28 protein-coding genes are annotated in these 25,517 nt (G+C 67.8%); 16 read left to right on the top strand and 12 right to left on the bottom strand.

The genetic code is table 11. The annotated features are described in order from the left end of the window. Positions 1 to 51: 51 nt before the first annotated feature. Positions 52 to 540 (bottom strand): redox-sensitive transcriptional activator SoxR, encoded by a 489-nt coding sequence (gene soxR / locus ACZZZN_RS13500; RefSeq protein ID WP_463505649.1) that lies wholly within the window; start codon positions 538 to 540, stop codon positions 52 to 54. Positions 541 to 617: 77 nt separating this feature from the next. Between soxR and fdxA the strand changes: the two genes are divergently transcribed. From fdxA to ACZZZN_RS13485, 3 genes are read left to right on the top strand one after another with little or no spacing between them, the layout of a single operon-like run. Beyond that, positions 618 to 944: a ferredoxin gene (gene fdxA / locus ACZZZN_RS13495; protein WP_463505648.1), complete on the top strand. Its 327-nt coding sequence runs from the start codon at positions 618 to 620 to the stop codon at positions 942 to 944. Beyond that, positions 941 to 1,465 carry a flavin reductase family protein gene (locus tag ACZZZN_RS13490; RefSeq protein ID WP_463505647.1) on the top strand — a complete coding sequence of 175 codons (525 nt, stop codon included), beginning with the start codon at positions 941 to 943 and terminating at the stop codon, positions 1,463 to 1,465. Before fdxA ends, ACZZZN_RS13490 begins: the two co-directional genes overlap by 4 nt. Positions 1,466 to 1,475: 10 nt before the next feature. After that, on the top strand, positions 1,476 to 2,105 hold the full coding sequence (locus ACZZZN_RS13485) for a superoxide dismutase (RefSeq protein ID WP_463505646.1): 630 nt from the start codon (positions 1,476 to 1,478) through the stop codon (positions 2,103 to 2,105). 45 nt (positions 2,106 to 2,150) lie between these two features. Here the strand turns inward: ACZZZN_RS13485 and ACZZZN_RS13480 are convergent, their stop codons facing one another. Both ACZZZN_RS13480 and ACZZZN_RS13475 read right to left on the bottom strand, forming a co-directional pair. Next, positions 2,151 to 2,561: an arsenate reductase ArsC gene (locus ACZZZN_RS13480; RefSeq protein WP_463505645.1), complete on the bottom strand. Its 411-nt coding sequence runs from the start codon at positions 2,559 to 2,561 to the stop codon at positions 2,151 to 2,153. After that, entirely contained in the window at positions 2,558 to 3,892 is a 1,335-nt protein-coding gene (locus ACZZZN_RS13475) for an FAD-dependent oxidoreductase (RefSeq protein ID WP_463505644.1), read from the bottom strand. Before ACZZZN_RS13475 ends, ACZZZN_RS13480 begins: the two co-directional genes overlap by 4 nt. A gap of 83 nt (positions 3,893 to 3,975) precedes the next feature. Between ACZZZN_RS13475 and ACZZZN_RS13470 the strand changes: the two genes are divergently transcribed. The 3 genes from ACZZZN_RS13470 to nhaA all read left to right on the top strand — a co-directional run bounded on the left by ACZZZN_RS13470 (position 3,976) and on the right by nhaA (position 5,862). After that, positions 3,976 to 4,317, top strand: a complete 342-nt coding sequence (locus tag ACZZZN_RS13470; protein WP_463505643.1) for an ArsR/SmtB family transcription factor — start codon at positions 3,976 to 3,978, stop codon at positions 4,315 to 4,317. Positions 4,318 to 4,349: 32 nt separating this feature from the next. Next, positions 4,350 to 4,523 (top strand): hypothetical protein, encoded by a 174-nt coding sequence (locus tag ACZZZN_RS13465; RefSeq protein ID WP_311244080.1) that lies wholly within the window; start codon positions 4,350 to 4,352, stop codon positions 4,521 to 4,523. A gap of 67 nt (positions 4,524 to 4,590) precedes the next feature. Then, complete coding sequence (gene nhaA, locus ACZZZN_RS13460) at positions 4,591 to 5,862, top strand: Na+/H+ antiporter NhaA (protein ID WP_463505642.1); 1,272 nt, start codon at positions 4,591 to 4,593, stop codon at positions 5,860 to 5,862. A 15-nt stretch (positions 5,863 to 5,877) separates the two neighbouring features. Here the strand turns inward: nhaA and ACZZZN_RS13455 are convergent, their stop codons facing one another. The 4 genes from ACZZZN_RS13455 to ACZZZN_RS13440 form a co-directional block, all read right to left on the bottom strand. Continuing rightward, the gene (locus tag ACZZZN_RS13455; protein WP_463505641.1) at positions 5,878 to 7,377 is read right to left on the bottom strand and encodes an arylsulfatase; all 1,500 of its coding nucleotides are present in this window, start codon (positions 7,375 to 7,377) and stop codon (positions 5,878 to 5,880) included. A gap of 85 nt (positions 7,378 to 7,462) precedes the next feature. Continuing rightward, complete coding sequence (locus ACZZZN_RS13450) at positions 7,463 to 8,356, bottom strand: formylglycine-generating enzyme family protein (RefSeq protein ID WP_463506598.1); 894 nt, start codon at positions 8,354 to 8,356, stop codon at positions 7,463 to 7,465. Between the two features lie 75 nt (positions 8,357 to 8,431). Beyond that, on the bottom strand, positions 8,432 to 9,442 hold the full coding sequence (locus tag ACZZZN_RS13445) for a LacI family DNA-binding transcriptional regulator (RefSeq protein WP_463505640.1): 1,011 nt from the start codon (positions 9,440 to 9,442) through the stop codon (positions 8,432 to 8,434). A gap of 130 nt (positions 9,443 to 9,572) precedes the next feature. Then, entirely contained in the window at positions 9,573 to 11,234 is a 1,662-nt protein-coding gene (locus tag ACZZZN_RS13440; RefSeq protein WP_463505639.1) for a glycoside hydrolase family 13 protein, read from the bottom strand. A 138-nt stretch (positions 11,235 to 11,372) separates the two neighbouring features. On the opposite strand from ACZZZN_RS13440, the gene ACZZZN_RS13435 reads away from it, so the two are divergent. Further along, positions 11,373 to 11,801 (top strand): DUF1761 domain-containing protein, encoded by a 429-nt coding sequence (locus ACZZZN_RS13435; RefSeq protein ID WP_463505638.1) that lies wholly within the window; start codon positions 11,373 to 11,375, stop codon positions 11,799 to 11,801. Positions 11,802 to 11,810: 9 nt separating this feature from the next. Here the strand turns inward: ACZZZN_RS13435 and ACZZZN_RS13430 are convergent, their stop codons facing one another. Next, positions 11,811 to 12,278, bottom strand: coding sequence for a VOC family protein (locus tag ACZZZN_RS13430; RefSeq protein ID WP_463505637.1), 468 nt, complete (start codon positions 12,276 to 12,278; stop codon positions 11,811 to 11,813). 194 nt (positions 12,279 to 12,472) lie between these two features. On the opposite strand from ACZZZN_RS13430, the gene ACZZZN_RS13425 reads away from it, so the two are divergent. Beyond that, positions 12,473 to 13,705, top strand: a complete 1,233-nt coding sequence (locus tag ACZZZN_RS13425) for a hypothetical protein (RefSeq protein WP_463505636.1) — start codon at positions 12,473 to 12,475, stop codon at positions 13,703 to 13,705. Positions 13,706 to 13,866: 161 nt separating this feature from the next. On the opposite strand, the gene purQ is transcribed toward ACZZZN_RS13425, so the two are convergent. The 3 genes from purQ to ACZZZN_RS13410 form a co-directional block, all read right to left on the bottom strand. Next, complete coding sequence (gene purQ / locus ACZZZN_RS13420) at positions 13,867 to 14,574, bottom strand: phosphoribosylformylglycinamidine synthase subunit PurQ (RefSeq protein ID WP_463505635.1); 708 nt, start codon at positions 14,572 to 14,574, stop codon at positions 13,867 to 13,869. Next, on the bottom strand, positions 14,571 to 14,819 hold the full coding sequence (gene purS, locus ACZZZN_RS13415; RefSeq protein WP_463505634.1) for a phosphoribosylformylglycinamidine synthase subunit PurS: 249 nt from the start codon (positions 14,817 to 14,819) through the stop codon (positions 14,571 to 14,573). Before purS ends, purQ begins: the two co-directional genes overlap by 4 nt. An 81-nt stretch (positions 14,820 to 14,900) precedes the next feature. After that, positions 14,901 to 15,431 carry an adenine phosphoribosyltransferase gene (locus ACZZZN_RS13410; protein ID WP_463505633.1) on the bottom strand — a complete coding sequence of 177 codons (531 nt, stop codon included), beginning with the start codon at positions 15,429 to 15,431 and terminating at the stop codon, positions 14,901 to 14,903. A gap of 257 nt (positions 15,432 to 15,688) precedes the next feature. Here ACZZZN_RS13410 and ACZZZN_RS13405 point away from each other — a divergent pair, with 257 nt between their 5' ends. The 6 genes from ACZZZN_RS13405 (at position 15,689) to ACZZZN_RS13380 (ending at position 22,646) form a co-directional block, all read left to right on the top strand. Next, positions 15,689 to 16,996, top strand: a complete 1,308-nt coding sequence (locus ACZZZN_RS13405; protein ID WP_463505632.1) for an ABC transporter substrate-binding protein — start codon at positions 15,689 to 15,691, stop codon at positions 16,994 to 16,996. A gap of 284 nt (positions 16,997 to 17,280) precedes the next feature. Beyond that, on the top strand, positions 17,281 to 18,363 hold the full coding sequence (locus ACZZZN_RS13400; RefSeq protein WP_463505631.1) for a carbohydrate ABC transporter permease: 1,083 nt from the start codon (positions 17,281 to 17,283) through the stop codon (positions 18,361 to 18,363). Further along, positions 18,360 to 19,250, top strand: coding sequence for a carbohydrate ABC transporter permease (locus tag ACZZZN_RS13395; RefSeq protein ID WP_463505630.1), 891 nt, complete (start codon positions 18,360 to 18,362; stop codon positions 19,248 to 19,250). Before ACZZZN_RS13400 ends, ACZZZN_RS13395 begins: the two co-directional genes overlap by 4 nt. A 5-nt stretch (positions 19,251 to 19,255) precedes the next feature. Then, a complete protein-coding gene (locus tag ACZZZN_RS13390) occupies positions 19,256 to 20,686 on the top strand; it encodes a glycoside hydrolase family 1 protein (RefSeq protein ID WP_463505629.1) in 1,431 nt (476 codons plus the stop codon). 101 nt (positions 20,687 to 20,787) lie between these two features. After that, positions 20,788 to 21,783, top strand: a complete 996-nt coding sequence (locus ACZZZN_RS13385; protein ID WP_463505628.1) for a LacI family DNA-binding transcriptional regulator — start codon at positions 20,788 to 20,790, stop codon at positions 21,781 to 21,783. Between the two features lie 197 nt (positions 21,784 to 21,980). Beyond that, entirely contained in the window at positions 21,981 to 22,646 is a 666-nt protein-coding gene (locus tag ACZZZN_RS13380) for a TetR/AcrR family transcriptional regulator (RefSeq protein ID WP_463505627.1), read from the top strand. A 15-nt stretch (positions 22,647 to 22,661) separates the two neighbouring features. Here ACZZZN_RS13380 and ACZZZN_RS13375 read toward each other — a convergent pair whose 3' ends face one another. After that, on the bottom strand, positions 22,662 to 23,318 hold the full coding sequence (locus ACZZZN_RS13375; RefSeq protein ID WP_463505626.1) for a GntR family transcriptional regulator: 657 nt from the start codon (positions 23,316 to 23,318) through the stop codon (positions 22,662 to 22,664). 151 nt (positions 23,319 to 23,469) lie between these two features. On the opposite strand from ACZZZN_RS13375, the gene ACZZZN_RS13370 reads away from it, so the two are divergent. Next, the gene (locus ACZZZN_RS13370) at positions 23,470 to 24,747 is read left to right on the top strand and encodes an NRAMP family divalent metal transporter (RefSeq protein WP_463505625.1); all 1,278 of its coding nucleotides are present in this window, start codon (positions 23,470 to 23,472) and stop codon (positions 24,745 to 24,747) included. Positions 24,748 to 24,751: 4 nt separating this feature from the next. Continuing rightward, a complete protein-coding gene (locus ACZZZN_RS13365; protein ID WP_463505624.1) occupies positions 24,752 to 25,516 on the top strand; it encodes a LamB/YcsF family protein in 765 nt (254 codons plus the stop codon). Position 25,517: the final 1 nt, after the last annotated feature.

Genomic DNA, 25,517 nt, shown 5'->3' with positions numbered 1-25,517 from the left:
CGTTCTGCACGTGGGTCTCACGCGGGGATCAGGTTCTCGCCGGTTCGGCGCTCAGGCGTCGTCGTCCTCGTCACGCAGACGCTGGGGTCCTGCGCCCTGGCTGCCGAGAGCGTCGTCGGGGTTGAGCAGGCCGCACGCCTTCATCGACAGGCACCCGCAGCCTATGCATCCGGTGAGTTCGCGCTCGAGACGCTCGATCCCCTCGCGGCGTTTCTCGAGCTCGCGCTTCCATCGTCTCGACGCGCGCTGCCAGTCGGCATGGCTCGGGGTCTGGGTGAGAGGCACGTCGGCGAACGCGTGCTGCACGTCGGCGAGCGGGATGCCGAGGCGCTTCGCGACAGTGATGAGCGAGACCCGTCGCAGCATGTGGCGCGCGTATCGGCGCTGATTTCCGGCGGTGCGTGTCGATGCGATCAGTCCGAGGCTCTCGTAGAAGTGCAGCGCCGAGGGCGCGACGCCGGTGCGCCGGCTCATCTCGCCGATCGTCAGCGGTTCGTCCGGCCCATGGACGGCCCGATCGGAATCTGTCTCCGCGGTCATCCCGACCTCCCTCGATTTGACCTCAAGCGTACTTGAGGTCTTACGGTTGCACACGTGACCGCGACAGGAAGTGACCGATGACCTATGTGATCGCGCTGCCCTGCGTCGATGTCAAGGACCGTGCGTGCATCGACGAATGCCCGGTGGACTGCATCTATGAGGGCGAGCGCTCGCTGTACATCCACCCCGACGAATGCGTCGACTGCGGCGCGTGCGAGCCGGTCTGCCCCGTCGAGGCGATCTACTACGAAGATGACCTGCCCGACGAGTGGCAGGACTACTACAAGGCCAACGTCGAGTTCTTCGACGAGATGGGATCGCCGGGTGGTGCCGCCAAGCTCGGCGTCATCGAGCGAGACCATTCGATCATCGCCGCCCTTCCCCCACAGGAGTCACCCGAATGAGCACCGAGCAGCATCCCGCGGCCCCCGTCCCCTCAGCGGTCGGCGAAGGGCTCAAAGCGGCTTTCCGCGCGCATCCGGCCGGTGTCGCGATCATCACGGCGATGACCCCCGCGGGCCCGGTCGGTCTCACGGCCTCCAGCGTCGCATCCGTCGCCGTCGACCCTGCGGCGATCGTGTTCTCGGTCACCAGGGCCACCGGCAGTGCGGGCTCGATCCTCAACGCCGAGTCGTTCGTCGTGCACCTCATCGACGACGAGCACTCGGCTCTGGCGCAGAGCTTCGCGGTGAGCGGCGCCGACCGTTTCACCCCCGACCAGGGGTGGAGCACCCTTCCGACCGGTGAGCCGTATCTCGCCGAGGCGCGTGCCGCGATGCGCGGTCACACGATGTCGACGGTTGCGGTCGGCTCGTCGACCGTCGTGGTCGCCGAGATCGACGAGGTGCTGCTGGGGCGGCCTGGCCGACCGCTCGTCTATCTCGACCGCCGGTTCCACTCACTCCCCACCGATCAGAACGACTGAAAGGAACAGCATGTCCGCTGTGTACACCCTCCCCGAACTGCCCTACGACTACTCGGCTCTCGCGCCGCACATCTCCGGCAAGATCATGGAGCTGCACCACTCCAAGCATCACCAGGCTTACGTGACCGGTGCGAACACCGCCCTCGAGCAGCTGGCCGCGGCCCGCGACTCGGGTGACTTCGCCGCCGTGAACAAGCTCGAGAAGGACCTCGCCTTCAACCTCGGCGGGCACATCAACCACTCGGTGTTCTGGGAGAACCTCTCGCCCGACGGCGGCGGAAACCCCGAAGGAGAGCTCGAGGCGGCGCTGACCGACGCGTTCGGGTCGATCGACGCCTTCCGCGCCCACTTCACGGCGACGGCGCTCGGCGTGCAGGGCTCAGGCTGGGCCGTGCTCGCGTGGGACAGTGTCGGCGCGCGCCCGGTCATCTTCCAGCTCTTCGACCAGCAGGGCAACGCGCCGCTCGGCGTGACGCCGCTGCTGCACCTCGACGTCTGGGAGCACGCCTACTACCTCGACTATCTCAACGTGCGCGCCGACTACGTCAAGGCGTTCTGGGAGCTGGTCAACTGGTCCGACGTGCAGCGCCGCTTCCAGGCTGTGCAGCAGAAGACGCAGGGCCTCATCGTCGCGCGCTGACGCTGTTCTGCCGAGGATTCCGAAGGGCTGTGGCAGGGGACGGCGTCAGGCGAGCAGCTCGCCCGTGAGCTCCTCGATGCGACGGCGGATCTCGTCGCGGATCGGCCGCACGGAGTCGATGCCCTGACCTGCCGGGTCGTCGAGCTTCCAGTCCTCGTAGCGCTTGCCCGGGAAGAACGGGCAGGCGTCGCCGCATCCCATCGTGATCACGACATCGGATGCCTGCACGGCCTCGGTCGTGAGCACCTTGGGCTGCTCGGCGGTGATGTCGATGCCGAGCTCGCCCATCGCTTCGACCGCGATCGGGTTGATCCGATCGGCCGGCATGGAGCCGGCAGAGCGTACCTCGATGCGGTCTCCGGCGATGTCGCGCAGGAATCCGGCGGCCATCTGCGAGCGTCCTGCGTTGTGCACGCAGACGAACAGGACGGAGGGCTTGGCGCTGGTGTCGGTCATGATGTCTCCAGGGTAAGCGAGCGTGCGGGGTCGAAGGCGTTCAGCCGCGAGCTGCCGATCTGCAGCACGGCGGGGGCTGCGCAGCAGCTGCCTGCGTTGTCGTCGAACTCGCCGGATCCGCCGCACACACCGGTGTCCGGAAGCCGGAGTTCGTTGCGGGCGGCGCTCTCGTGATCTCCGGCCAAGTGGGCTGCGACACTGCGCACCTGCTCGTACCCGGTGAGAGCGAGGAACGTCGGGGCGCGCCCGTACGACTTCACACCGACGATGAAGAACCCGGCTTCCGGCTGCACGAGCTGGCGGGCGCCGGTCGCCGCGACGGAGCCGCAGGAGTGGATGTTGGGATCGATCTCCGAAGCGATGCCGGCGACGGCCTCGAGTGCGGGGTCGAGGTCGATCCTGACCTCCCGCAGCATCGCGGTGTCGGGCCGGAAGCCCGTGAGTGCGAAGACGCGCCCGACAGTCGACACCTCACGCCCGTCCTCTGCGACGATCGTCAGTCCGTCGTCGCTGCGGCGGAACTCGGCGACGCGGAATCCGGTCACCAGCTCCACGACCCCGTCGTCGATCACCTTTCGTGCGCGGGAGCCGAGCGCAGCGCGCTCGGGCAGCTCGTCTCCGATTCCGCCGCCGAAGACGTTCGCCGCACTCCCTCGCCGCAGCAGCCAGGTCACGCGGGTTCCCGGCGTCCGGCGGGCCAGCTCACCCAGGCGCAGCACGGCATGGGTGGCGGAGTGCCCCGCGCCGACGACGACGACATGCGAACCCGCGAGATCCGCGACGTCGGCGGGGATGCGGTACGAGATGAGATCGGATGCTGCCGCCTCGCCGAGTGCCGGAAAGCCGTCGGCCCCGGCGGGATGGGGAAGACCCCAGGTTCCGCTCGCGTCGATGATGGCACGGGCGAGGAGACGTGCATCATTGCCGTCGGCGTCGACGGTGTGCACGACGAACGGCTGGCTCTTGCGTCCGGCATCGACGACCTTGTCGCGACCCTGGCGAGCGATCCCGGTGACGGTGGTGGCGTAGCGGATGCGGTCGCCCAGAGCTTCAGCGAGAGGGGCGAGGTAGTCACTCACCCACTCCGCTCCGGTCGGGTAGCCGGAGGTGCGGGCACTCCACCCGGTGGGCTCGAGCAGGCGCCGTGCGGCAGCATCGGTGAGCTCGGGCCACGCCGAAAAGAGTCGCACGTGCCCCCATTCGGAGACGGCGGATGCAGGACCATGCCCGCGCTCGATGACGACGACGTCTTGATCGCGTTCGACGAGATGCGCCGCAGCGGCGAGACCCTGCGGCCCCGCTCCGATGACGACGACGGGAAGCTCTGACACGACGACTCCTCAGATCGAAAGACTTCAATACGAGAAGCGTCGCTCACGTATCGAAGATTGTCAATACGTGAGAGGATGACGCCATGACCCTTCCGGTGACGATCGAGCAGACGGCCTGCTGCACGCCGCGAGCGGCATCCACTCTCGCGCTCGCCGAAGCGGAACGCATCGCGCAGCTGTTCAAGGCACTCGGTGACCCGACGCGCATCCGCCTGCTCTCGCTGATCTCGTCAGCGGAAGGCGGTGAGGCCTGTATCTGCGATCTCACCGACCCGGTCGGCCTGTCACAAGGCACCGTCTCACACCACATGAGACTCCTGGCGGAGGCGGGGCTCGTCACCCGGGAGCAGCGCGGCAAGTGGGCGTACTTCTCGCTCGCCGATGGTGCGCTCGAGGCCGCCGGAGAGGCGCTGAAGGGCATCTGAATTCCTCAGGCGCGCCCGGTTAGGCTGGGGAGATGCCCGCAACCCTCATCGCCGCCTCGGCGCGCGCTCCGCAGGAGCTGCGTTCGGCGACGCCGATGAGGACGTCGATGCGTGTGGTGATGCACCCGGGCACGAATGGATGGACGAGCGTCTGGGGCACCCTCTCACACGGTGAGATCGCGGGCTGCCCGCCGCCACGCGACTAGATCACGCCTCGAGAGGGGTGTGGTCATCTGCGCCATCCCACCCCCTTCTTCCGCGTGAGGTCTTCTCGTGTCCACTTCTCCGTCCCGTCTCCGCTTTGCTCCGCATGAACTGTGGCGCGGCATCCGCTCCAACGCCCGCAGCGATGTGCTCGGCGGTTCCCTGCTGCTCGCCGCCACCGTCGCCGCACTGATCCTCGCCAACACCTCGGCCGTGGGGTGGTACGAGTCCGTTCGCGACTTCACCTTCGGCATCCCCGAGCTGCATCTCGACCTCAGCGTCGGCGCCTGGGCGGCCGACGGTCTGCTCGCGATCTTCTTCTTCGTCGTCGGCCTCGAGCTGAAGGAGGAGTTCGTGACCGGCCGCCTCCGCGACCCGCGTCAGGCGGCTCTTCCCATCGCCGCCGCAGTCGGGGGAGTCATCGTGCCCGCGCTGTTCTTCGTGCTCATCAACCTCGGCGGTGGTGCCGACGTGCTGCGCGGCTGGGCGATCCCGACCGCGACCGACATCGCCTTCGCGGTGGCGGTGATCGCCGTCGTCGGAAGGTTCCTGCCGCCGGCACTGCGCGTCTTCCTGCTGACCTTGGCGATCATCGACGACCTGATCGCCATCACGATCATCGCGACGTTCTACACCGACACGATCAGCTTCCCGTGGCTCGCTCTCGCACTGCTCCCCCTCGCCGGGTTCGCTTTCCTCGTGCAGCGGGGAGTGCGCGCGTGGTGGATCCTGCTGCCACTCGCGATCGCCGTCTGGGTCTGCATCCACGCCGCAGGCGTGCACGCGACAGTCGCCGGTGTGCTCCTCGGATTCGTGGTGCCCGTGGTGCCGTCCGAGCGCGCGCGGGTGCGGGCGGGGGAAGATGCGAACGGCGAGCCACTGTACGACGGCATGGCGCCGCACTTCGCCGACCGGTGGGGTGTCGTGGCGACGCTGTTCGCGGTTCCGGTCTTCGCCTTCTTCGCCGCGGGGGTCACCATCGGCGGGATGGAAGGACTAGCCTCGGCGCTCACCGACCCGATCACCATCGGCATCATCGTCGGACTCGTCATCGGCAAGCCGATCGGCATCCTCGCGACGACCTTCCTGCTCAGCCGCCTGCCGGCGTTGCGGCTCGACGAATCGCTGCGCTGGCCGGATCTCGTCGGCATGGCCTTCGTCGCCGGCATCGGGTTCACGGTCTCGCTGCTCGTCGGCGAACTCGCCTACGGAGCGAGCTCGGTCGCCGATGAGCACGTCAAGATCGGCGTGCTCATCGGCTCCCTGGTCGCCGCGGTCGTCGGCGGGCTGGTTCTGGCGCGGCGCAACGCGCTCGCCCGCCGAGCGCAGCTGCTCTCTTGACCGGGGCGGGAGGCCTCAGGAGCTGCCGACCGTCGACTGCAGCTTCGCCATCACCTGGGTGATCGTGAACGACGCCGACTCCTGCCGAGCGGGGAATTCGATGAGGGTCTGCAGCATGGTCGCGACGTAGGCCTGCGCGGGGATGAACAGGAAGATGTGGTCGAGCACCCAGTCCCAGTAGGTGTTCGAGGTGATGTCGGCGCGCTCGAACGGATCGGTGCGCAGATTGAACAGCTTCGGGAACCGCAGCTCGATGTAGGGCTCCTGCCACACCTGCAGGGTTCCGACGGCACGCTGCTCGAGGAAGACGAACTTCCAGTTCTCGAAGCGCAGCGCTGTGAGGTCGCCGTCGTCCGAGACGTAGAAGAAGTGCCGCCTCGGGCTGTGCTCGACAGCCCCGGTGATGTAGTCGAGCTGGTTGTTCCCGTCGAGATGCACCGTGAACTCGGTGCCGTGCAGCTCGGTGCCCGACTTCAGGCGGTCGGCGATGTCGGTGTCGCCGGCCGCCGCGAGCAGAGTGACGAACCAGTCGTTGTGGCTGACGATGCCGTTGAGGGTCGTGCCGGCAGGAATGTGCCCCGGCCAGCGGACCATCGCCGGCACGCGATAGGCGCCCTCCCAGTTGGAGTTCTTCTCGTTGCGGAACGGTGTCATGCCGGCATCCGGCCAGCTGTTCATGTGCGGGCCGTTGTCGGTCGAGTACATGACGATCGTGTTCTCGGCGAGACCCAGCTCGTCGAGCAGGTCGAGCAGGCTGCCCACGACATCGTCGTGATCGAGCATCGTGTCGTGGTACTCCGACTGCCAGCGTCCGGCCCGCCCCTTGCTCTCTTCTTTCGTGTGGGTGCGGAAGTGCATGTGCGTCGAGTTGAACCACACGAAGAACGGGGTGTCGTCGTCGGCCTGTTGGCGGATGAAGTCCGCCGCCGCGTCGCGGAACTCCTCGTCGACCGTCTCCATGCGCTTCTTCGTCAGCGCGCCGGTGTCTTCGATCCGCTGCGTGCCGTCGTCATTCGCCCACGAGTGGATCACGCCCCGAGGGCGGAACTTCTCGCTGAACCCCGGGTACTCCTCGTCGGTCGGGTAGTCGGGGTGCTCCGGCTCCTCCTCGGCGTTGAGGTGATAGAGATTGCCGAAGAACTCGTCGAAGCCGTGCGCGGTCGGCAGGTGCTCGTCGCGGTCGCCGAGATGGTTCTTGCCGAACTGGCCGGTGGCGTAGCCGTGATGCTTGAGGGCGTCGGCGATGGTCGGGTCTTCGGCCTGCAGGCCCAGCTTCGCTCCCGGCATGCCCACCTTCGTCAGGCCCGTGCGGTAAGGGTTCTGGCCGGTGATGAACGCCGCACGACCGGCGGTGCAGCTCTGCTCGCCGTAGTAGTCGGTGAACTTCACGCCCTCGTCGGCGATGCGGTCGATGTGCGGAGTCCGGTAGCCCATCAGGCCGTCGGTGTAGGTGCTCAGATTGGCTATGCCGATGTCATCGCCCCAGATGATGAGGATGTTGGGCTTGTCGGACATGTTCGCTCCTCGGTCGGCGGTGAAGCCGGGCAGGTGCCCGTGCGGCTCAGCCAATCAGGAGCATCGGTGGATGCCCAGGGCCCCCTCACACCGAACGGGTGAGGCGGAATCCGATGTGCGACATTCCGGTGTCCTCGGCCTGCGGCGAGCGGGCGGCCGGCCGGAAACGCAGGCAGTAATCGGGGGAGCAGAGGTGTGACCCGCCCTTGAGCACACGGCGCGGGATGCTCGGGAACCCCTCCTGCGCGCTCGCCGCGGCCAGGAGGTTCGCCCGCTTGCCGGGATCGACGGGCTTGTCCGACAGCTTCAGGTGCCGCGGGGTGTAGAAGTCGCTCGTCCACTCCCAGACATTCGCGATCATGTCGTAGAGGCCGTAGCCGTTGGGAGCGTAGGAGCCGACAGGTGCCGTGCCGCCCACCCCCTGATTGTCGTAGGGGAAGCGCCCCAGCCATGAGTTGGCCTGAGCTTCGCCGCCGGGATAGGTCTCGTCGCCCCACGCGAACGCGGCCCCGTCGACGCCGCCGCGGGCGGCGTACTCGTGCTCGGCCTCGGTGGGCAGCCGCATCCCGACCCAGTCGGCGTAGGCGACAGCATCCTCGAACGCGATGTGCACGACCGGATGCTGCAGCCGGTCGTCGATCGACGAGTCGGGGCCGAACGGATGCCGCCACGATGCGCCCGCCTGCCAGCGCCACCAGTTGCGCCAATTGCGGAGGTCCGTCGGGCCGGAGGTCGGGGTGAACACCATGGACCCGGGGATGAGGTCCTTCGGGTCGGCGTCGGGGAACGCCGCAGGATCGAGCGGACGTTCGGCCACCGTGACGTAGCCCGTGGCATCGACGAACTCCGCGTACTGGGCATTCGTCACCTCGTAGCGGTCGATCTCGAAGGATGTCACCTCGCGCTCGTGCACCGGACGCTCATCCGGGTAGAAGTCCTCAGACCCCATCCGAAAGGTGCCGCCGGGGATCAGGACCATGTCGCGAATGTTCGTCACGCGCGCCAGCGTAGCGGCCGGGCGGGCGTGAACGGCGCAGCGCTCGCCCGCTGCGGGTTAGGGGACCAGGCGCGCGGTTGTGCCGCGGACATTCAGTTCGTACGGCAGCTCCGGCGGAATGCCCGCGGCATCGCCCTCGGTGAGCTTGGCGAGCACGGCATCCGCCGCCCGCTCGCCCTGACCCAACGGGAACTGATCGACGGTGGTGAGGCGGAAGAACTCGCCGAGCTCGTGACCGTCGATGCCGACGATCGAGAGGTCGCCGGGAACGGCGAAACCGAGGTCGCGTGCGGCGAGGATCGCGCCGATCGCCATCTCGTCGGAGGCCGCGAACACGGCGGTGGGCCGCGGGCCCGGGCGGCCGAGCAGCTGCTTCGCGGCCCGGTAGCCGCCCTCGACGGTGAAGTCGGCGGGTTCGAGGAAGGCGGGATTCAGCGGGATGCCGGCCTTCGCCAGCGCTTTCTCGAAACCGAGGCGCCGGTTGGTCGGGATGTGGAAGTCGATGTCGAACTCGGGGTTCGCGCCGATATGCGCGATGTCGTGGTGTCCGAGACCGATCAGGTGTTCGGTCGCGAGCTGGGCGACCGTGACATCGTCGACCGTGAGGGTGTCGAGCTTGGGGTTCGGGCCGCCGATCGCGATGACCGGCATGCCGAGGTCGAGCAGATACTGCGTCTCGTCGTCGTCGAGCTCGATCGACACCGCGATCACGGCATCCACGCGCTGTCGGCGAAGAAAGGTGTCGAACACGTGCCGGCGCACGTCTTTGTCGGCGGTGATGTTGTAGAGGGTGATGTCGTAGCCCTCACGCATCAGCGCCGCCGAGACTCCCGAGAGCACGGTGCTGAAGAACCAGCGGTCGAGAAATGGCACGACCACGCCGATGTTGCGGGTGCGGCCGGATGCCAGGCTCGATGCCCGCGACGACACGACGTAACCGAGCGCGGAGGCGGCCTCCTGCACTCGCAGGCGCGCGGACTCCGAGACGTGACCGCGACCGCTCAGCGCGCGCGAGACCGTCGCCGTCGAGACGCCGGCGAGCCGGGCGACCTCATCGATGCTCGCCATGGGAGTCCTCTCGGCGGGGTGCGGGGTGCGAGACCCCGCTTCCGGTGCGAGACCCACCGCCGGAGCGGGGGTCTCGTGCAGAAAGCGGGGTCTCGGCAGGATGCGCGATGCGCGGTGCGCGGTGTGCGGGTCAGGCCTTCGTGTACCAGACGGCGGTGTCCACCGGCAGGTCGGTGCCCTCGAACGGCTGGCTGGCGACGATGACGCCGGCGCCGGCGGGCAGTGCGATGGGCTTCTTGCCGAGGTTCGCGAGCACGTGCACACTGCCGCGGCGGAACGCGACGGCGTGCTTTCCGGCGTCCTCCCAGACCAGCGAGCCGCTGCCGAAGCCGTGCTCACGGCGACCGGCCAGCAGCTGCTTGTACAGCGAGAGGGTGGACGTCTCGTCCTGCTCCTCGACCTCGCGCGAGTATGCGGCCCAGTCGGCCGGCTGCGGCAGCCACGAGGCGCCGGTCTCATTGAAGCCGAAGGCTGGAGCATCCGCCTCCCAGGGCAGCGGTACGCGGCATCCGTCGCGTCCGTACCGCTCGCCGTTCGTGCGGAACCAGGTCGGGTCCTGACGGAACGCGTCGGGGATCTCCATCGCCTCGGGAAGGCCCAGTTCCTCGCCCTGGTAGAGGTACGCGGATCCGGGCAGGGCGAGCATCACGGTCGTCGCCGCGCGAGCACGGGCAAGACCGATGGCGGTGTCGGGCTTGTGCGGGGTGTTCGGGCCGATGCCCTCACCCTGCGGGTTCTCCGCCGTGAGCGCGAGGCGCGAGGCATGACGCACGACGTCGTGGTTCGACAGCACCCAGGTGCTGGGAGCGCCCACCGCGCCGAACTCGTCGAGGGATTCACGGATGACATCGCCGAGAGCCTTCGCGTCCCACTCGGTCATCAGGTACGGGAAGTTGAAGGTCTGGTGCATCTCGTCGGGGCGCACCCACAGAGCGGTCTGCTTCAGCGTCGGCATCCAGGCCTCACCGCACAGAGCGCGGTCGCCGTCGTACTCGGCGAGCACCTTGTGCCAGTCGCGGTAGATGTCGTGCACGCCGTCCTGGCCCCAGTACGGCACGTTCGCCTCGCCGCCGCCCATCGAGTCGGCATCGGCGGGCGGGGTGTAGTCGGGAAGGCCGTCGGCCTTGATCATGCCGTGGGCCACGTCGACGCGGAAGCCGTCGACGCCGCGGTCGAGCCAGAAGCGCAGGATCGAGCGGAACTCCTCGCGCACCTCCTCGTTCGTCCAGTCGAAGTCGGGCTGCGTCGCATCGAAGATGTGCAGGTACCACTGGCCGGGGGTGCCGTCGGCCTCGGTGATGCGCTCCCACATGCCGCCGCCGAAGACGGACTCCCAGTTGTTCGGGGGCAGCTCGCCGTTCTTGCCCTTGCCGTCGCGGAAGATGTACCGCGCGCGCTCGGGGCTGCCCGGGGCAGCCTTGAGCGCCTCCTGGAACCAGGCGTGCTGGGCCGACGAGTGGTTCGGGACCAGGTCGACGACGACGCGGATGCCACGGGTGTGCGCCGCGTTCAGCATGGTGTCGAAGTCGTCGAGCGTGCCGAACAGCGGGTCGACGTCGCGGTAGTCGGCGACGTCGTACCCGGCGTCGCGCTGCGGGCTCGTCATGAACGGGCTCAGCCAGATCGCGTCGACGCCGAGCTCCTTCAGGGAGTCGAGCCGGCTGGTGATGCCGGGCAGGTCGCCGATGCCGTCACCCGAGGCGTCGGCGAACGAACGGGGGTAGATCTGGTAGATGACCGCGCTGCGCCACCACTCGGAACCGGGGGCTGCGATCTGCTCAAGCTGTGCCATGGCAACAGGCTAGTGCAAACGCTTACAGGTCTGCCACCGTTGAGATCGAATCGTTTCGGACATGCGATCTTCCCTGCCGCTGGACCACGGCTTGCAGTCCGGGAGTATGCTTCGGGCATCCGATGACTGGAGGCTGTCATGGTTCCCGAGATCAACTACTGGGCGGTCCTCATCGCCACGGCGTCGAGCATGATCGTCGGCTCGGTCTGGTACTCCCCGAAGGTGTTCGGCACTCGCTGGTCGAAGCTCGCGAACGTCGACATGGATCGGCCGGGTTCGAGCGCGACGATGGCGATCATCACGACCGTGATCGTGAGCTTCGCGACGGCGTGGGTCCTGGCCGGAGCATCCGCCATCGCCTGGCATTTCTACGACGGATCGTTCTTCTGGGCTGCGGTCGTCACCGGAGTTCTGCTGTGGGCCGGGTTCACCGCCGCGCGGTTCATCACGCACGATGCGTTCGAGGGTCGCCCGACCTCGCTGACCACCATGAACATCGGGCACGAGCTCGTCACCATCGTGATCATGGCCATCATCATCGGGGTCTGGCCGCCCGCACTCGCCTAGCTCGTCGGGCTAGCTCGTCGGGTCGGGTTGGCTCGTCGCGGCGCCCTTCGTCAGGTTCTGTGCGAACATCACGAGGATGCCGCTCGGGCCCCGCAGGTAGGTGAGCTTGTACACATCCTGGTAGTTCGCGACTCCACGGAGCGGGTGGTAGCCGTGTCGCGCGGCGATGGCCAGGGACGCGTCGATGTCATCGACCGAGAACGCCACACGATGCATCCCGATCTCGTTCGGCAGCGTCGGCTCGGTCTCGATCGCCTCAGGGTGGATGTACTCGAAGAGCTCGAGCTGACCCTGACCGTCGGGCGTCTGCAGCACGGCGATCTTGGCGTGGTTGCCGTCGAGACCCACGGCGGTGTCGGCCCACTCGCCGCTCACCTCGTCTCGTCCGAGCACCGTGAGGCCGAGGTCGGTGAAGAAGGCGATGGCGGCCTCGAGGTCGCGCACGGCGATGCCGACGTTCTCCAGTCTGATGGGCATGGGTCGCATGCTACTCGCGGGGTGCGACACGCCGGATGCGGCGAAAGACTAGACCTTTGCCCCTTCCGGCAGGACTCACTGGTATGCCAGCATTTTTGATGTGACCATCGGGTCGCCTGCGGTCGTGATCTCGGACCGCGGTTCGGACCGAGGGGGTCGTCATGTCGGGGTCATCGCGTCGGTCAGCGCCATGGATGATCGCTGCCGCACTCATCGCCGCCGCGCTGGTCGCGGGTGCGACCACCGCGGCATCCGGTGATGGACCCTCAGACGACTCAACAGCCGACGTCGCCTCGGATCCCACGCTGTCGGTCGCTCTGGCCTACGAGTTCCTCGACGCACGCGTCGACGAGTTCTGCGACGGCGACGGGCACTGCCTGCCTCGCAGCTACGAGGGCGGGTTCTTCACCGACCTGCCGACATGGGACTTCACACCTTCGTTCGTCTACGACGATGCTCTCGTGATCATCGCCTATACGGCCCGCGGGCTGCCGGATGACCTCCGCCGGGCGCAGGCGGTCGGCGACACCCTTCTCTTCGTGCAGGCGAACGATCCCATCGGCGACGGCCGCGTGCGCACGTCGTACGAGCCGCACGGCATCCGCCAGGGGCGAGTCGAGATCACCGGCCCCGGAACCTTCACGGGCAACCAGGCGTGGACGGGCATGGCGCTCGCGCGGCTGTTCCACGCGACCGGGGAGCAGAAGTACCTCGACGGTGCTCTGCGGATCGCCGAATGGATCCAGACGAACACCGTCGACATGGCGCGGGCACCCTTCGGCTACACCGGCGGCCAGCTCGAGAACGGCTCATCGCTCGAATGGAAGTCCACCGAGCACAACAGCGACATCGCCGGGTTCTTCGGGCAGCTCGCGCAACTCACCGGCGATTCGGTCTGGGCCGATCGCGCGGCCGTGGCATCGGCTTTCGTGGCGGCGATGCAGAGCGCCGACGGCCACGTCGACACCGGCACACTGCTGGACGGATCGACGGTCAACACGCGGCCCATTCCGCTCGACGCGCAGACGTGGAGCTCCCTGGCAACGCGCGACTCTCGCTACGGCACGGCACTCGACTGGACCCTCGGCAACCTGATCGCCACCGACGGGCCGTATCAGGGGGCATCGATCAGCGACGCCGATGTCTCGAAGGTGTGGTTCGAGGGGTCGAGCCATTTGGCACTGGCGCTCGAGCTTCGCGATGCCCCGGGCGACGCGGATCGGGTGGAATCGCTGCTGAGCAGCATCCGTCTCGGTCAGCGGGATGCGCCGAACGGCGACGGCAAGGGCATCGTCGCGACCTCGACCGACGGCCTCGACTCGGGCTTCGGCGATCTGTACTACGCCAGCCTGCACACCGGCGCGACGGCCTGGTACCTGCTCGCGGCGGCTGGGGACAATCCGTTCCGTCTTCCCGTCGCCCCCTGATCGTGAGGCGTCCGGCGGGTGCCATCGGGCCCGTCCCTCTCCGGCCGCGCTGCCTCGACATCATTCGGGGCCGATTCCGGCTGAGCGCGCGGATGCCGCGTGCACCGGGATCGGAAGCGCTGCGAAGGAACCGGCCGCGGGTCGGCGCGCGCGACCGCTGCTTACGCGGCGACGCGGGCGACGGCGGCGATGGCGCTGGTGAAGAAGTCGACCCCGTCGATGCCCGACCGCATGGCGGCCGCGGTGTCGGGGCCGAAGCCCGCCTCGGTGGCGTGCTCGGGGTGCGGCATGAGCCCCACGACGTTGCCCGCCTCGTTGGTGAGTCCGGCGATGTCGCGCAGCGAGCCGTTCGGGTTCACGCCCGCATAGCGGAACGCGACGAGGTTCTCGCCCTCGAGACGGTCGAGCGTCTCTTCATCGGCGATATACCCGCCGTCGGCGTTCTTCAGCGGGATCGTGATCTCCTGGCCGGTGCGGAACCGGTTGGTCCACGCCGTGTCGGAGTTCTCGACGATGAGCTTCTGATCGCGACGCACGAAGTGCTGGTGGTCGTTGCGGATCAGCCCGCCGGGCAGCAGGTGCGCCTCGACGAGCATCTGGAAGCCGTTGCAGATGCCCAGGATCGGCATGCCCTTCGCGGCAGCATCCTTCACCTCGCTCATGATGGGCGAGAGCGCTGCGATGGCACCGGCGCGCAGGTAGTCGCCGTAGCTGAATCCGCCGGGGAGGACCAGGGCGTCGACGCCCTCGAGGTCGTGCGAGCCGTGCCACAGTGCGACCGGCTCGGCGCCGGCGATGCGAACGGCGCGCTGCGCGTCGCGGTCGTCGAGCGAGCCGGGGAACGTGATGACCCCGATGCGCGTGGTCACTCGGTGACCTCGATGCCCACGACGTCTTCGATCACGGAGTTGGAGAGCACCTCGTCGGCGAGGCGACGGGCCTCGGCGAGGATCTCGTCGGTGACCTCGCCCTCGACGGCGAGCTCGAAGCGCTTGCCGATGCGGACATCGGAGAAGCCCTCGACGCCCAGACGGGAGAATGCGCCGGAGACGGCCTTCCCCTGCGGGTCGAGCAGTTCGGGCTTGGGCATGACGTCGACGACGATGGTGGGCATGAACGGCTCCGGGAGTCGCGGGCGGACGGGCGCGTCCAGTCTACCGGCTCGCGCGGGGCGCGCCCTCGCGGGTGACAGCTCTCACGCGTGGAAGACGGTGTGCAGGTCGCCGATCGCGTCGCGTCCGCCGAGTCCGTCGATCTCGAACAGCACCGAGATGCCGACCACGTCGCTGCCCAGGCGCTCGACCAGCTCGCGCCCGGCGGCGAGCGTGCCACCGGTGGCGAGCACGTCGTCGATCAACAGCACGCGGGATCCGGCGGGCAAGTCGTCGTGCATCTCGATGGTCGCGGTGCCGTACTCGAGGGCGTAGTCGACGGATGCCGAGGGGCGGGGCAGCTTGCCGGCCTTGCGGATCGGGATGAGACCCACATCCGCGGCGATCGCTGCGGCCCCGGCGAGGATGAACCCTCGGGCCTCGATGCCGGCGACCACGTCGAACTGGCCGGCGAACGGGGCGATGATCGCCTCGGTGGTGGCCTTCAACGCCTCGGCGTCGGCGAGCAGCGGCGTGATGTCGCGGAAGATGATCCCGGCCTCGGGGTAGTCCGGGATGCTGCGGATCAGCGATTCGGCGCGGACGAGGGCGGGGGAGAGTTCGGTGTCGGGCACCGGACAAGGGTACGCCGCGTTGCGGTGACCGGACGATTCACGGAGTGCCGGACGGTTCTCGGAGTGTTCGGAGCGGATCGTCCGTGATCCGTCACAGGATCCGCGAAGCGTCACCGACCGGTCGGGCTTGACACCGTGGGAGCGCTCCCATAGAGTCACTGGACAGTGCGTGGGAGCGCTCCCACAGAATTTTCCATGGGACTCTCACGCACCACCCCGAAAGCACCACCGCACGACCCACCACAAAGGAGTGAACTGTGAACACACGTGCCCGCAAGCGGATCCTGACCACCGCAGCCGTCGCATCCGTCTCGGCGCTGGCCCTCGCCGGCTGCGCCTCCGCCGACTCCGGCGACGCCGCAGCAGGCGACGAGAAGGTCACGCTGACCGTCACCACGTTCGGCACCTTCGGATACGACGACCTCTACGACGAGTACGAGAAGGCGAACCCGAACGTCACGATCGAGGCGACCAACATCGACACCGGCGGCAACGCCCGCACCGATGCGTTCACCAAGATCGCTGCCGGCTCGGGCCTCAGCGACGTCGTCGCCATCGAAGAGGGCTGGCTCGGCGCCATCATGGACGTCTCCGACACGTTCGTCGACCTGCGCGACTACGGCATCGAAGACCGCAAGGCCGACTGGGTCGACTGGAAGTACGGACAGGCGACGGATGCCGAGGGACGCGTCATCGGCTACGGCACCGACATCGGTCCGAGCGGCATCTGCTACAACGGAGCGGCCTTCGAGGCGGCAGGTCTGCCGAGCGACCGCGAGTCGGTCGCCGAGCTGCTGAACGGCGACTGGGACAACTACTTCGCGGTCGGCGCCGACTACACCGCCAAGACCGGCAAGGCCTGGTACGACCACTCGGGCTTCGTCTGGAACGCCATGGTCAACCAGCTCGACGAGGGCTACTACACGACCGACGGCGAGCTGAACGTCGAGGACAACGCCGAGCTCAAGGCGCGCTTCGAGCTGCTCGGTGCCGCGACCGAGGGCGGCCAGTCCGCTGCGGAGACCGCGTGGGACTGGAACGGCGGCAAGTCGTTCGTCGACGGCAGCTTCGCCACCTTCGTCTGCCCCGGCTGGATGCTGGGCGTGGTGCAGGGTCAGGTCGAGGCCGGCGGCGGCGACGCGTCGACCGGTTGGGACTTCGCCGACGTCTTCCCCGGAGGAGCGGCCAACTGGGGCGGTGCCTTCCTCTCGATCCCCGAGAGCTCGCAGCACAAGGAAGCCGCGGCTGAACTCGCCGACTGGCTGACGCAGCCCGAGCAGCAGGTCAAGCAGTCCGAGGCTGCGGGCAACTTCCCGTCGACCATCGGCGCTCAGGAGACGCTCTCGTCGGATGCCACCCCGAACGAGTTCTTCAACGATGCGCCCACCGGCGCGATCCTCGCCGAGCGCGCCAAGGGCGTCGTCGCCCAGTTCAAGGGCGCCGACGACTCGGTGATCCAGGAGAACGTCTTCGGCCCGGCCCTCAGCGGGCTCGACCGTGGAGACACCGACACCCAGGGTGCCTGGGATGCCGCGATCGCGCTCCTGAACGAGCTGGTCGACTGACCCTTCCGGTCGTTGAGCGAGACGAGAGACGCTCACCACGTTTCGTCTCGGTGCTTCGCTCCTCGCTCAACGACCGGGGCCTCTCTTCCGGTCGTTGAGCGAGACGAGAGACGCTCACCACGTTTCGTCTCGGTGCTTCGCTCCTCGCTCAACGACCGGGACCTCTCTTCCGGTCGTTGAGCGAGCACGGCGGAGCCGAGCGAGACGAAACGCGCTCAACGACCGAGGCCTCTCTTCCGGTTTTTGAGCGAGTCGAAACGCGCCACCCACACGAAGGAACCCTCATGACCCTCACAGCGGAACGCCGCGAGACGGCATCCGATGCGCCGAAGACGGATGCCGCCGGCCGGCGTCCCTGGCGGCACCGCCTCTCGCGGTTCGACCAGAACGCCTCGCCGTACTTCTACATCTCGCCGTTCTTTCTGCTCTTCGGGCTGGTCGGGCTCTTCCCGCTGCTCTACACGGTGTGGGTGGCCGTGCACGAGTGGGATCTGCTCAAGGGCCAGGGCGAGTTCATCGGTGCCGGCAACTTCGTCGAGATCCTCGGCGATGCGATGTTCTGGAACTCGATCTTCAACACGCTGAGCATCTTCCTGCTCTCGGCGATCCCGCAGCTCGCGGTGGCCCTGGTGATCGCGTACCTGCTCGACCGCGGCCTCCGCGCCCCGACGTTCTGGCGCATGAGCATCCTCATCCCGTTCGTCGTGACCCCGGTGGCCGTCGCCATCATCTTCTCGAGCATCTTCAACGAGGCCGACGGCCTGGCCAACAACCTGCTCAACCTGATCGGCATCGCCGACCAGCAGTGGAAGCACGACACCGCCCTGTCGCACATCGCGATCGCCGTCATGGTGAACTTCCGCTGGACCGGCTACAACGCCCTGATCCTGCTCGCCGCGATGCAGGCGGTGCCGCGCGATCTCTACGAGTCCGCCGCCCTCGACGGTGCGGGAGCCGCTCGCCGCTTCTTCTCGATCACGATCCCCACGATTCGCCCGACCCTGATCTTCGTGATCATCACGGCGACGATCGGCGGCCTGCAGATCTTCGCCGAGCCGCGACTGTTCGACGTCTCGACCGCCGGCGGCATCGGCGGCAGCGACCGGCAGTTCCAGACGACGGTGCTGTTCCTGTGGGAGCTCGCCTTCTTCCGTCGAGACCTCGGTGAAGCATCCGCTGTCGCGATCCTGCTGTTCCTGCTCATCGTCGGCATCGGCATCATCAATTTCTTGATCTCGCGACGCATCTCGACCGGGGATGCCCCCAAGAACCGCGCCGCCCGCCGCCGTGCACGCACCGCCACCGCGGCCGCCACGGCCGCTGCCACCACGACGATCGCCACCACGACCGAGGAGAACGCGCGATGACCGCCACTCAGGCGCTGAGCGTCCCCGAGAAGATCCGCCGCCGTCGAGGCGCCGTCGGCGGAAACGCCGGAATCGGCAGCCGCCCCGGATTCCTCACCTACGGCCTGCTCGCCGCGTTCATCATCGGCAGCGTCTACCCGCTGTGGTGGTCGGTCGTCGTGGCCAGCGGCACCAACGCCACCCGCGGCGAGACGCTGCCGCTGATCCCCGGCGGCAACTTCTTCGCGAACGCCGCCAAGGTGTTCGACGCGATCCCGTTCTGGCTGGCTCTCGGCAACTCGTTCCTCATCTCGGCGATCATCACGATCTCCGTCGTCACGTTCTCGACGCTCGCCGGCTACGCGTTCGCCAAGCTGCGCTTCAAGGGTCGCGACGGTCTGATGATCTTCGTGATCGCGACCATGGCGATCCCCACGCAGCTCGGCATCATCCCGTTGTTCATGCTGATGCGCGAGCTCGGCTGGACGGGCTCGATCGGTGCGGTCATCGTGCCGACGCTGGTCACGGCCTTCGGCGTCTTCTTCATGCGGCAGTACCTGGTCGACGTGATCCCCGACGAGCTGATCGAGGCCGCGCGCATGGACGGGGCCAACCAGTTCCGCACGTTCCTCACTGTGGGCATCCCGGCGGCCCGTCCTGCGATGGCGATCCTCGGCCTCTTCACCTTCATGACCGCGTGGACCGACTACCTCTGGCCGCTGATCGTGCTCTCCCCGCAGAACCCGACCCTGCAGACGGCGCTCAGCCAGCTGCAGTCCGGCTACTACATCGACTACTCCATCGTGCTCGCAGGCGCCGTGCTCGCGACCCTTCCGCTGCTCGTCCTGTTCGTCGTGGCGGGCCGGCAGCTGGTCAGTGGCATCATGGCCGGCGCGGTGAAAGGATGACCCCTATGACCCGCGCCTTCCCCCAGAACTTCCTGTTCGGTGCCGCGACAGCGGCGTATCAGATCGAAGGGGCGGCATTCGAAGACGGGCGCACCGCATCGATCTGGGATGCGTTCTGCAAGGTGCCTGGCGCAGTCATCGGCGGCGACGACGGCGATGTGGCGTGCGACCACTACCACCGCTATCCGCAGGACGTCGCGCTCATGAAAGAGCTGGGACTGCAGACCTACCGCTTCTCGACCTCGTGGTCGCGCGTCCGTCCCGACGGCGGCGCGGTCAACGCGAAGGGTGTCGACTTCTACGAGCGCCTCGTCGACGAGCTGCTGGCCGCCGACATCCTGCCGTGGCTGACGCTGTATCACTGGGACATGCCGCAGGCGCTGCAGGAGACCGGCGGCTGGACCAATCGCGACACCGTCTCGCGGTTCCTCGAGTACGCGGGCACGATGCATGACGCACTCGGCGACCGGGTGAACGTGTGGACCACCCTGAACGAGCCGTGGTGCTCGTCGTTCCTCTCGTACACCGGCGGCGAGCACGCGCCGGGGCACACCAGCGTCGCCGAGGGTCTGCTCGCAGCGCATCACCTGCTGCTCGCCCACGGCGAGACGGTGCGTGAGCTGCGCGGCCGTGACGCGAACCTCAACCTCGGCATCACGCTGAACCACACGGTCGCCGACCCGGCCGATCCCGCGAACCCGGCCGACGTCGACGCCGCGCGCCGCGTCGACGGCCAGTTCAACCGCTGGTTCCTCGACCCGATCTACCGCGGCGTCTACCCGGACGACATCATCAGAGACATCAGGGCCGTGGATGCCGATGCCGTGGCGCGCTTCACGGCTGCCGTGCACGACGGCGACCTCGATACGATCTCGCAGCGCATCGACACGCAGGGCGTGAACTACTACCACGGCGATCTGGTCTCGGGTGCGGCGCCGGCCGACGCCCCGGTCAGCGGGGGACCGGCGACAGAACGCCCCGGTCGCAGCCCCTACCCCTCGAGCGACGGCATCCATGCGGTCGAGCGCGGACTGCCGCGCACCGCGCAGAACTGGGAGGTGCAGCCCGAGGGGCTGACCCGCCTGCTGCAGCGGGTCTGGACCGAGTACGCCGAGCCCGCGAGCACCGTGCTCTACATGACCGAGAACGGCGCCGCCTATGACGACGTCGCGGTCGTCGAAGACGGCGAGACCCGCGTGCACGACGACGATCGCACCGAGTTCCTGCGTCTGCACCTCGGCGCGGTGCTCGACGCGGCGGATGCCGGGGTCGACGTGCGCGGCTACTTCTACTGGTCCCTGTTCGACAACTTCGAGTGGGCCTGGGGATACGACAAGCGCTTCGGGATCGTGCGGGTCGACTACGACACCCAGGAGCGGTCTCTCAAGGACTCCGGCCGGGAGTACGCTCGCATCATCGCCGCTCGCTCGCTCTGAGCCGGGCGCTGTCGAATCGCTCATCCGACCCGATATCTCCCCGGGGAAGGGGCAGATGAGCGATTCGAGACGCGAGGCGTGTCAGGACCGAAGGGAGTGCTGTGTCGTCACGAGCGACCATCGAAGAGGTGGCGTCGGCCGCCGGGGTCTCACGATCGACCGTGTCGCGTGTGGTGAACGGCTCCACCGCCGTGAGCCCGGAAGCCCTCGTCGCAGTGCAACGCGCCATCGAGGAACTCAGCTACGTGCCCAACCGTGCGGCACGCTCGCTCGCGTCCAGGCAGACCCACGCGATCGCTCTGATCGTTCCCGAAGACACCACCAGATTCTTCGGCGACCCCTTCTTCGCCGAGATCGTCGCGGGCATCACCGGCGCGCTACGTCGCTCGGACTACCTGCTCAACCTGCTCATCGCGAGCGACGACCCCGGCGACAAGATGACCAGCTTCGTGCGCAACGGCGGTGTCGACGGCGCGCTCATCGTGTCGCACCACACGAGTGACGCATTCATCGAGCGCGTGGCGGATGCGGTGCCCGTGGTCTGGGGCGGCCGCCCCACCCGATTCCGCGACGGCGACTACGTCGTCGACGTCGACAACGTCGCGGGCGCACGCACGGCGACGACGCATCTGATCGAGCGTGGGCGTCGGCGCATCGCGACGATCGGTGGGCCGGTGACGATGGTCTCGTCCGTCGATCGGGTGCAGGGATTCCGCGGTGCGCTGGCGGATGCCGGGCTGACGCCGTTCGCCGAAGAGGCAGGCGACTACAGCGAGGGAAGCGGAGCGGATGCCGCGCGGCGCATCCTCGCCGTCGGGCGCCCCGACGCGATCTTCGTGGCGAGCGACCTCATGGCGCGCGGGGCGATCACCGCTCTGCGCGGTGCCGGCATCCGGGTGCCCGAAGACATCGCGATCGTCGGGTTCGACGATTCATCCGTGGCGCTGAGCACCGATCCGCAGCTGACCACGATGCGACAGCCCATGTACGCCCAGGGCGAGGCGATGGCGGGCGTGCTGCTCTCGCGCCTGGAGGGCCGAGACCCCGAGCGCCTGACGATCCTGCCGACCGAGCTCGTGGTGCGCGCGTCGGCGTAGGCTTGGTCGAGCGCGGGTGCGGACCCCACGCCCCTCGGAGAGGCCCGCACCGCGTCGATGCCCGGTTACCCGAAACCGGGCTGGATGACGTCAGGCGTTCTCAGCCCCCGCTTAGCCTGAACGGTCATTCAACGACTAATATATAGGTTGGGCTTCGATTTTCGAAGTCGTCCGATTTCTGGGGAAGAGGACGAGAAGTGGCTTCATCAGAAGAGCGCAACCAGCAGGTGCGCGAACGGGCCCGCGAGAACATCCTCCTGTCGGCGATCGAGGTGTTCGGTGAGAAGGGCGTCGCAGGCGCCAGCATCGCCGAGATCACGAGGCGGGCAGGCGTGGCCCAAGGCCTCGCCAACTACTACTTCGGGTCCAAGGATCAGTTGATCAGCGCCGTGATCGATCGATGGTTCGAGGTGCTGGTCGAGATCCCGCAGCGACAGGGATCGCCCGACGACATGCTCGCGGGCATCATCGACGGGGTGCTCAGGGCCACCGGATTCGCTCTGCCCCTTCAGCGTGCGGTGCTCGCCGCGCAGCAGCAGCCCGACACCCATCGACTCTTCGCGGAGTCGGAGCAGCGGTTCGAGCAGCAGGCCACGGCGTCGGAAGAGATCGTGCGCGGGATCTTCCGCGAGCGTGGCGCCGATGATCCCGCGCTGGAGGAGATCATGCTCCGCAGCAACCTCGAGGGCATCGTGATCAAGTACGCCGTGTACGGCGATTCGTTCCCGCTCGAAGACGCACGCCGCTGGATGTACCGGGTCTATGACCTGCGCGAGCCCGAAGAACCGCTGCCGCTGGAAATCGCACCGCGTGATGCCGACGTCAGGCTGCGAGCGATCCGCGCGGTGCGTCCCGCCCACTGATCCCGTCGCGGCGGGTCATCCCAGCTCCATCCGGGCGAACGCGCCCAGCACGACGCGCTCCGACTGCACGAGATAGCGCTCGAGCTCTGCGGCGCCTTCCGCTGACCCGCGCGTGAGGAAGGTGTCGAGCACCGCGCGGTTCTTGCGGACGAACGGCTCGTGCAGCGATCGGGGGTCGTCGATCTTGAGGAACGCGAGTCGCAGCTCGGCCGCCAGGTCGCGATAGGTCCGCGCCAGTCGGGGGCTGTCGGCGAGCGAGACCAGGGCGACATGGAACGCCATGTTGGCGCTGCCCACCGCGCGCCAGGTCTCGGCGTCGTCGAGGACCGCGTCCTGGGCGGCTGCCTCTGCGGCGAGCACCGCATCCTGCATCTGCTGGACCGCGGGGTGCTCGGGTTCGGAATGCAGCAGCGCGGTGCATTCGATGATCCGTCGCGCGCGATAGATGTCGATCACGTCGGCGATCGACGGAGAGGCCACCGAGACGCCGCGGTGCGGCACGTGCTCGAGGAGCCCCTGCTCGGAGAGGGCGCGGAACGCCTCGCGCAGTGTGTTGCGCGCGACGCCGAAGTGCTCGGCGATGGCCGATTCCGACAGTCGTGAACCGGGCGCGAAGGCACCGTCGATGATCTGCTGTCGGAGCGCATCGGCGAGCATGCCCTGCTGGTTCATGCCTTCATCGTAGGCGGGAGCGACGACGGCATCATGCGAATGCAACTCCGTCGTAGCACAGCGGAAACAAAGTTGTTGAACAATATTGCTCGATCCGTTCTACACTGGGTGTCACTCGACACCCACCAACGACGATGGGAAATCCCCCGCAATGTCAGAGAACACCGCACCCCCGCTGTCCGCAGAAGACGAAGCCCGCCTCGCCGGAGCCAAGAGACGTGCAGGCCGCAGCGCCGTGATCGGCGCCATCTTCCTGATGGCCACCAGCGCGATCGGCCCCGGATTCATCACCCAGACGGCCACCTTCACCGCGACCATGGGGGCGGCGTTCGCCTTCGCGATCCTCGTGTCGATCCTCGTCGACATCGCGGTGCAGCTGAACATCTGGCGCATGATCACCTCCTCAGGCATGCGCGCCGGCGAGCTCGCCAACCGTGCCATCCCGTTCTCGGGGCACGTCATCGCCGTGCTCGTCGTGATCGGCGGCCTGGCCTTCAACATCGGCAACATCGCCGGTGGCGGCCTCGGCCTGAACGCGCTGCTGGGCATCGACCCCAAGCTCGGCGGCATGCTCACCGCGGCTCTCGCCATCATCATCTTCCTCATCAAGAAGGCCGGCCCGGTGATGGACATCGTGCTGGTCGTGCTCGGCATCGGCATGATCGTGATGACCGTGGTCGTCGCCGTCATCGCCCAACCGCCGATCGGCGAGGCGCTGCGGCAGACGTTCGCGCCGGATGAGCTCAACTTCGCCACCATCACCACGATCGTCGGCGGAACCGTCGGCGGATACATCACCTACTCGGGCGCCCACCGGTACCTCGACTCGGGTCACACCGGTCCCGAGCAGGCGGGTCCGGTGATGCGCGCCGCCGCGAACGGCATCCTCGTCACCGGCGTCATGCGCTACGTGCTTTTCCTCGCGATCCTCGGCGTGGTCGCCTCGGGCGTCTCGCTCGATCTGTCGAGCCAGGCCGCGAACCCGGCAGGACAGGCCTTCGGCGCCGTGCTCGGCGAGGCGGGGCTGCGCATCTTCGGCGCGATCTTCTGGGCCGCGGCCATCAGCTCGGTCATCGGCGCGGCGTACACGTCTGCGACCTTCCTCTCGACCTTCACGAAGAAGCTCCGGGGCGGGTGGTCCCTGCAGCTGGCGACCGTCGCCTTCATCGTCGTCTCGCTGATCGTCTACCTGTCGATCGGCACCGCGCCGGCTGCGATCCTCGTCTTCGTCGGCGGATTCAACGGGCTGATCCTTCCCATCGGCCTCACGGTCTTCATGTACATCGGCTGGTTCCGCCGCGACCTGCTCGGCTCGAAGAAGTACCCGATGTGGCTGCTCGTCGCAGGGACGCTCGTGACGCTGCTCACCTGGTACATGGGCATCGTCTCGGTCGGCCCGATCTTCGCCTTCCTCGGAATCGGAGCGTGACCCCATGACATCGATCGACCTGAACTCCGATCTCGGCGAGAACGTGCCCGACCGGGTGGTCAGCGACGACGAGAGCATGCTGCGCCTCGTCACGAGCGCGAATGTCGCGTGCGGATTCCACGCGGGCAGTCCCGAGGGCATCCGGTCGACGCTCGAGAGCGCCGTGGCGGGTGGCGTCGTGATCGGTGCTCACCCCGGCTACCGCGACTATGAGAACTTCGGTCGTACGAAGGTCGACATCGACTCTGCGACCCTGCAGGCGCATGTCGAGTACCAGCTCGGAGCACTGATCGGTCTCGCCTCTGCCGTCGGTGGCACGGTCTCGTATGTCAAGCCGCACGGAGCGCTCTACAACATGATCGCCCGTGATGAGCGTCAGTCGAAGGATGTGGTGGCGGCCATCCGCGCGATCGATCCGAGCCTCGTGCTGCTGGGCCTCGCCGGAGGTGTCGTGCTCGACGTCGCCGAGCGCGCGGGACTGCAGATCGCGGCGGAGGCCTTCGCCGACCGGGCGTATCAGCCCGACGGTCAGCTCGTCTCGCGCACCGAACCGGGCTCCGTGCTGCACGATCCCGCAGCCGTCGCCGAGCGCATGGTGCGCCTCGCCGGCGAAGGAGTGATCCGGGCGATCGACGGCACCGACGTCCCCGTCAGCGCGCAGTCGATCTGCGTGCACGGCGACAGCCCCGGATCGATCGCCATGGCCGCGGAGACCAAGCGGATGCTGCAGGATGCCGGCATCACGATCGCGCCGTTCGCGGGAGTCTGAC

The organism is Microbacterium sp. AC145 (assembly GCF_979258505.1).
The sequence above is the reverse complement of the archived record's forward strand: the minus strand, read 5'-3'. Positions and strand labels throughout refer to the sequence as shown.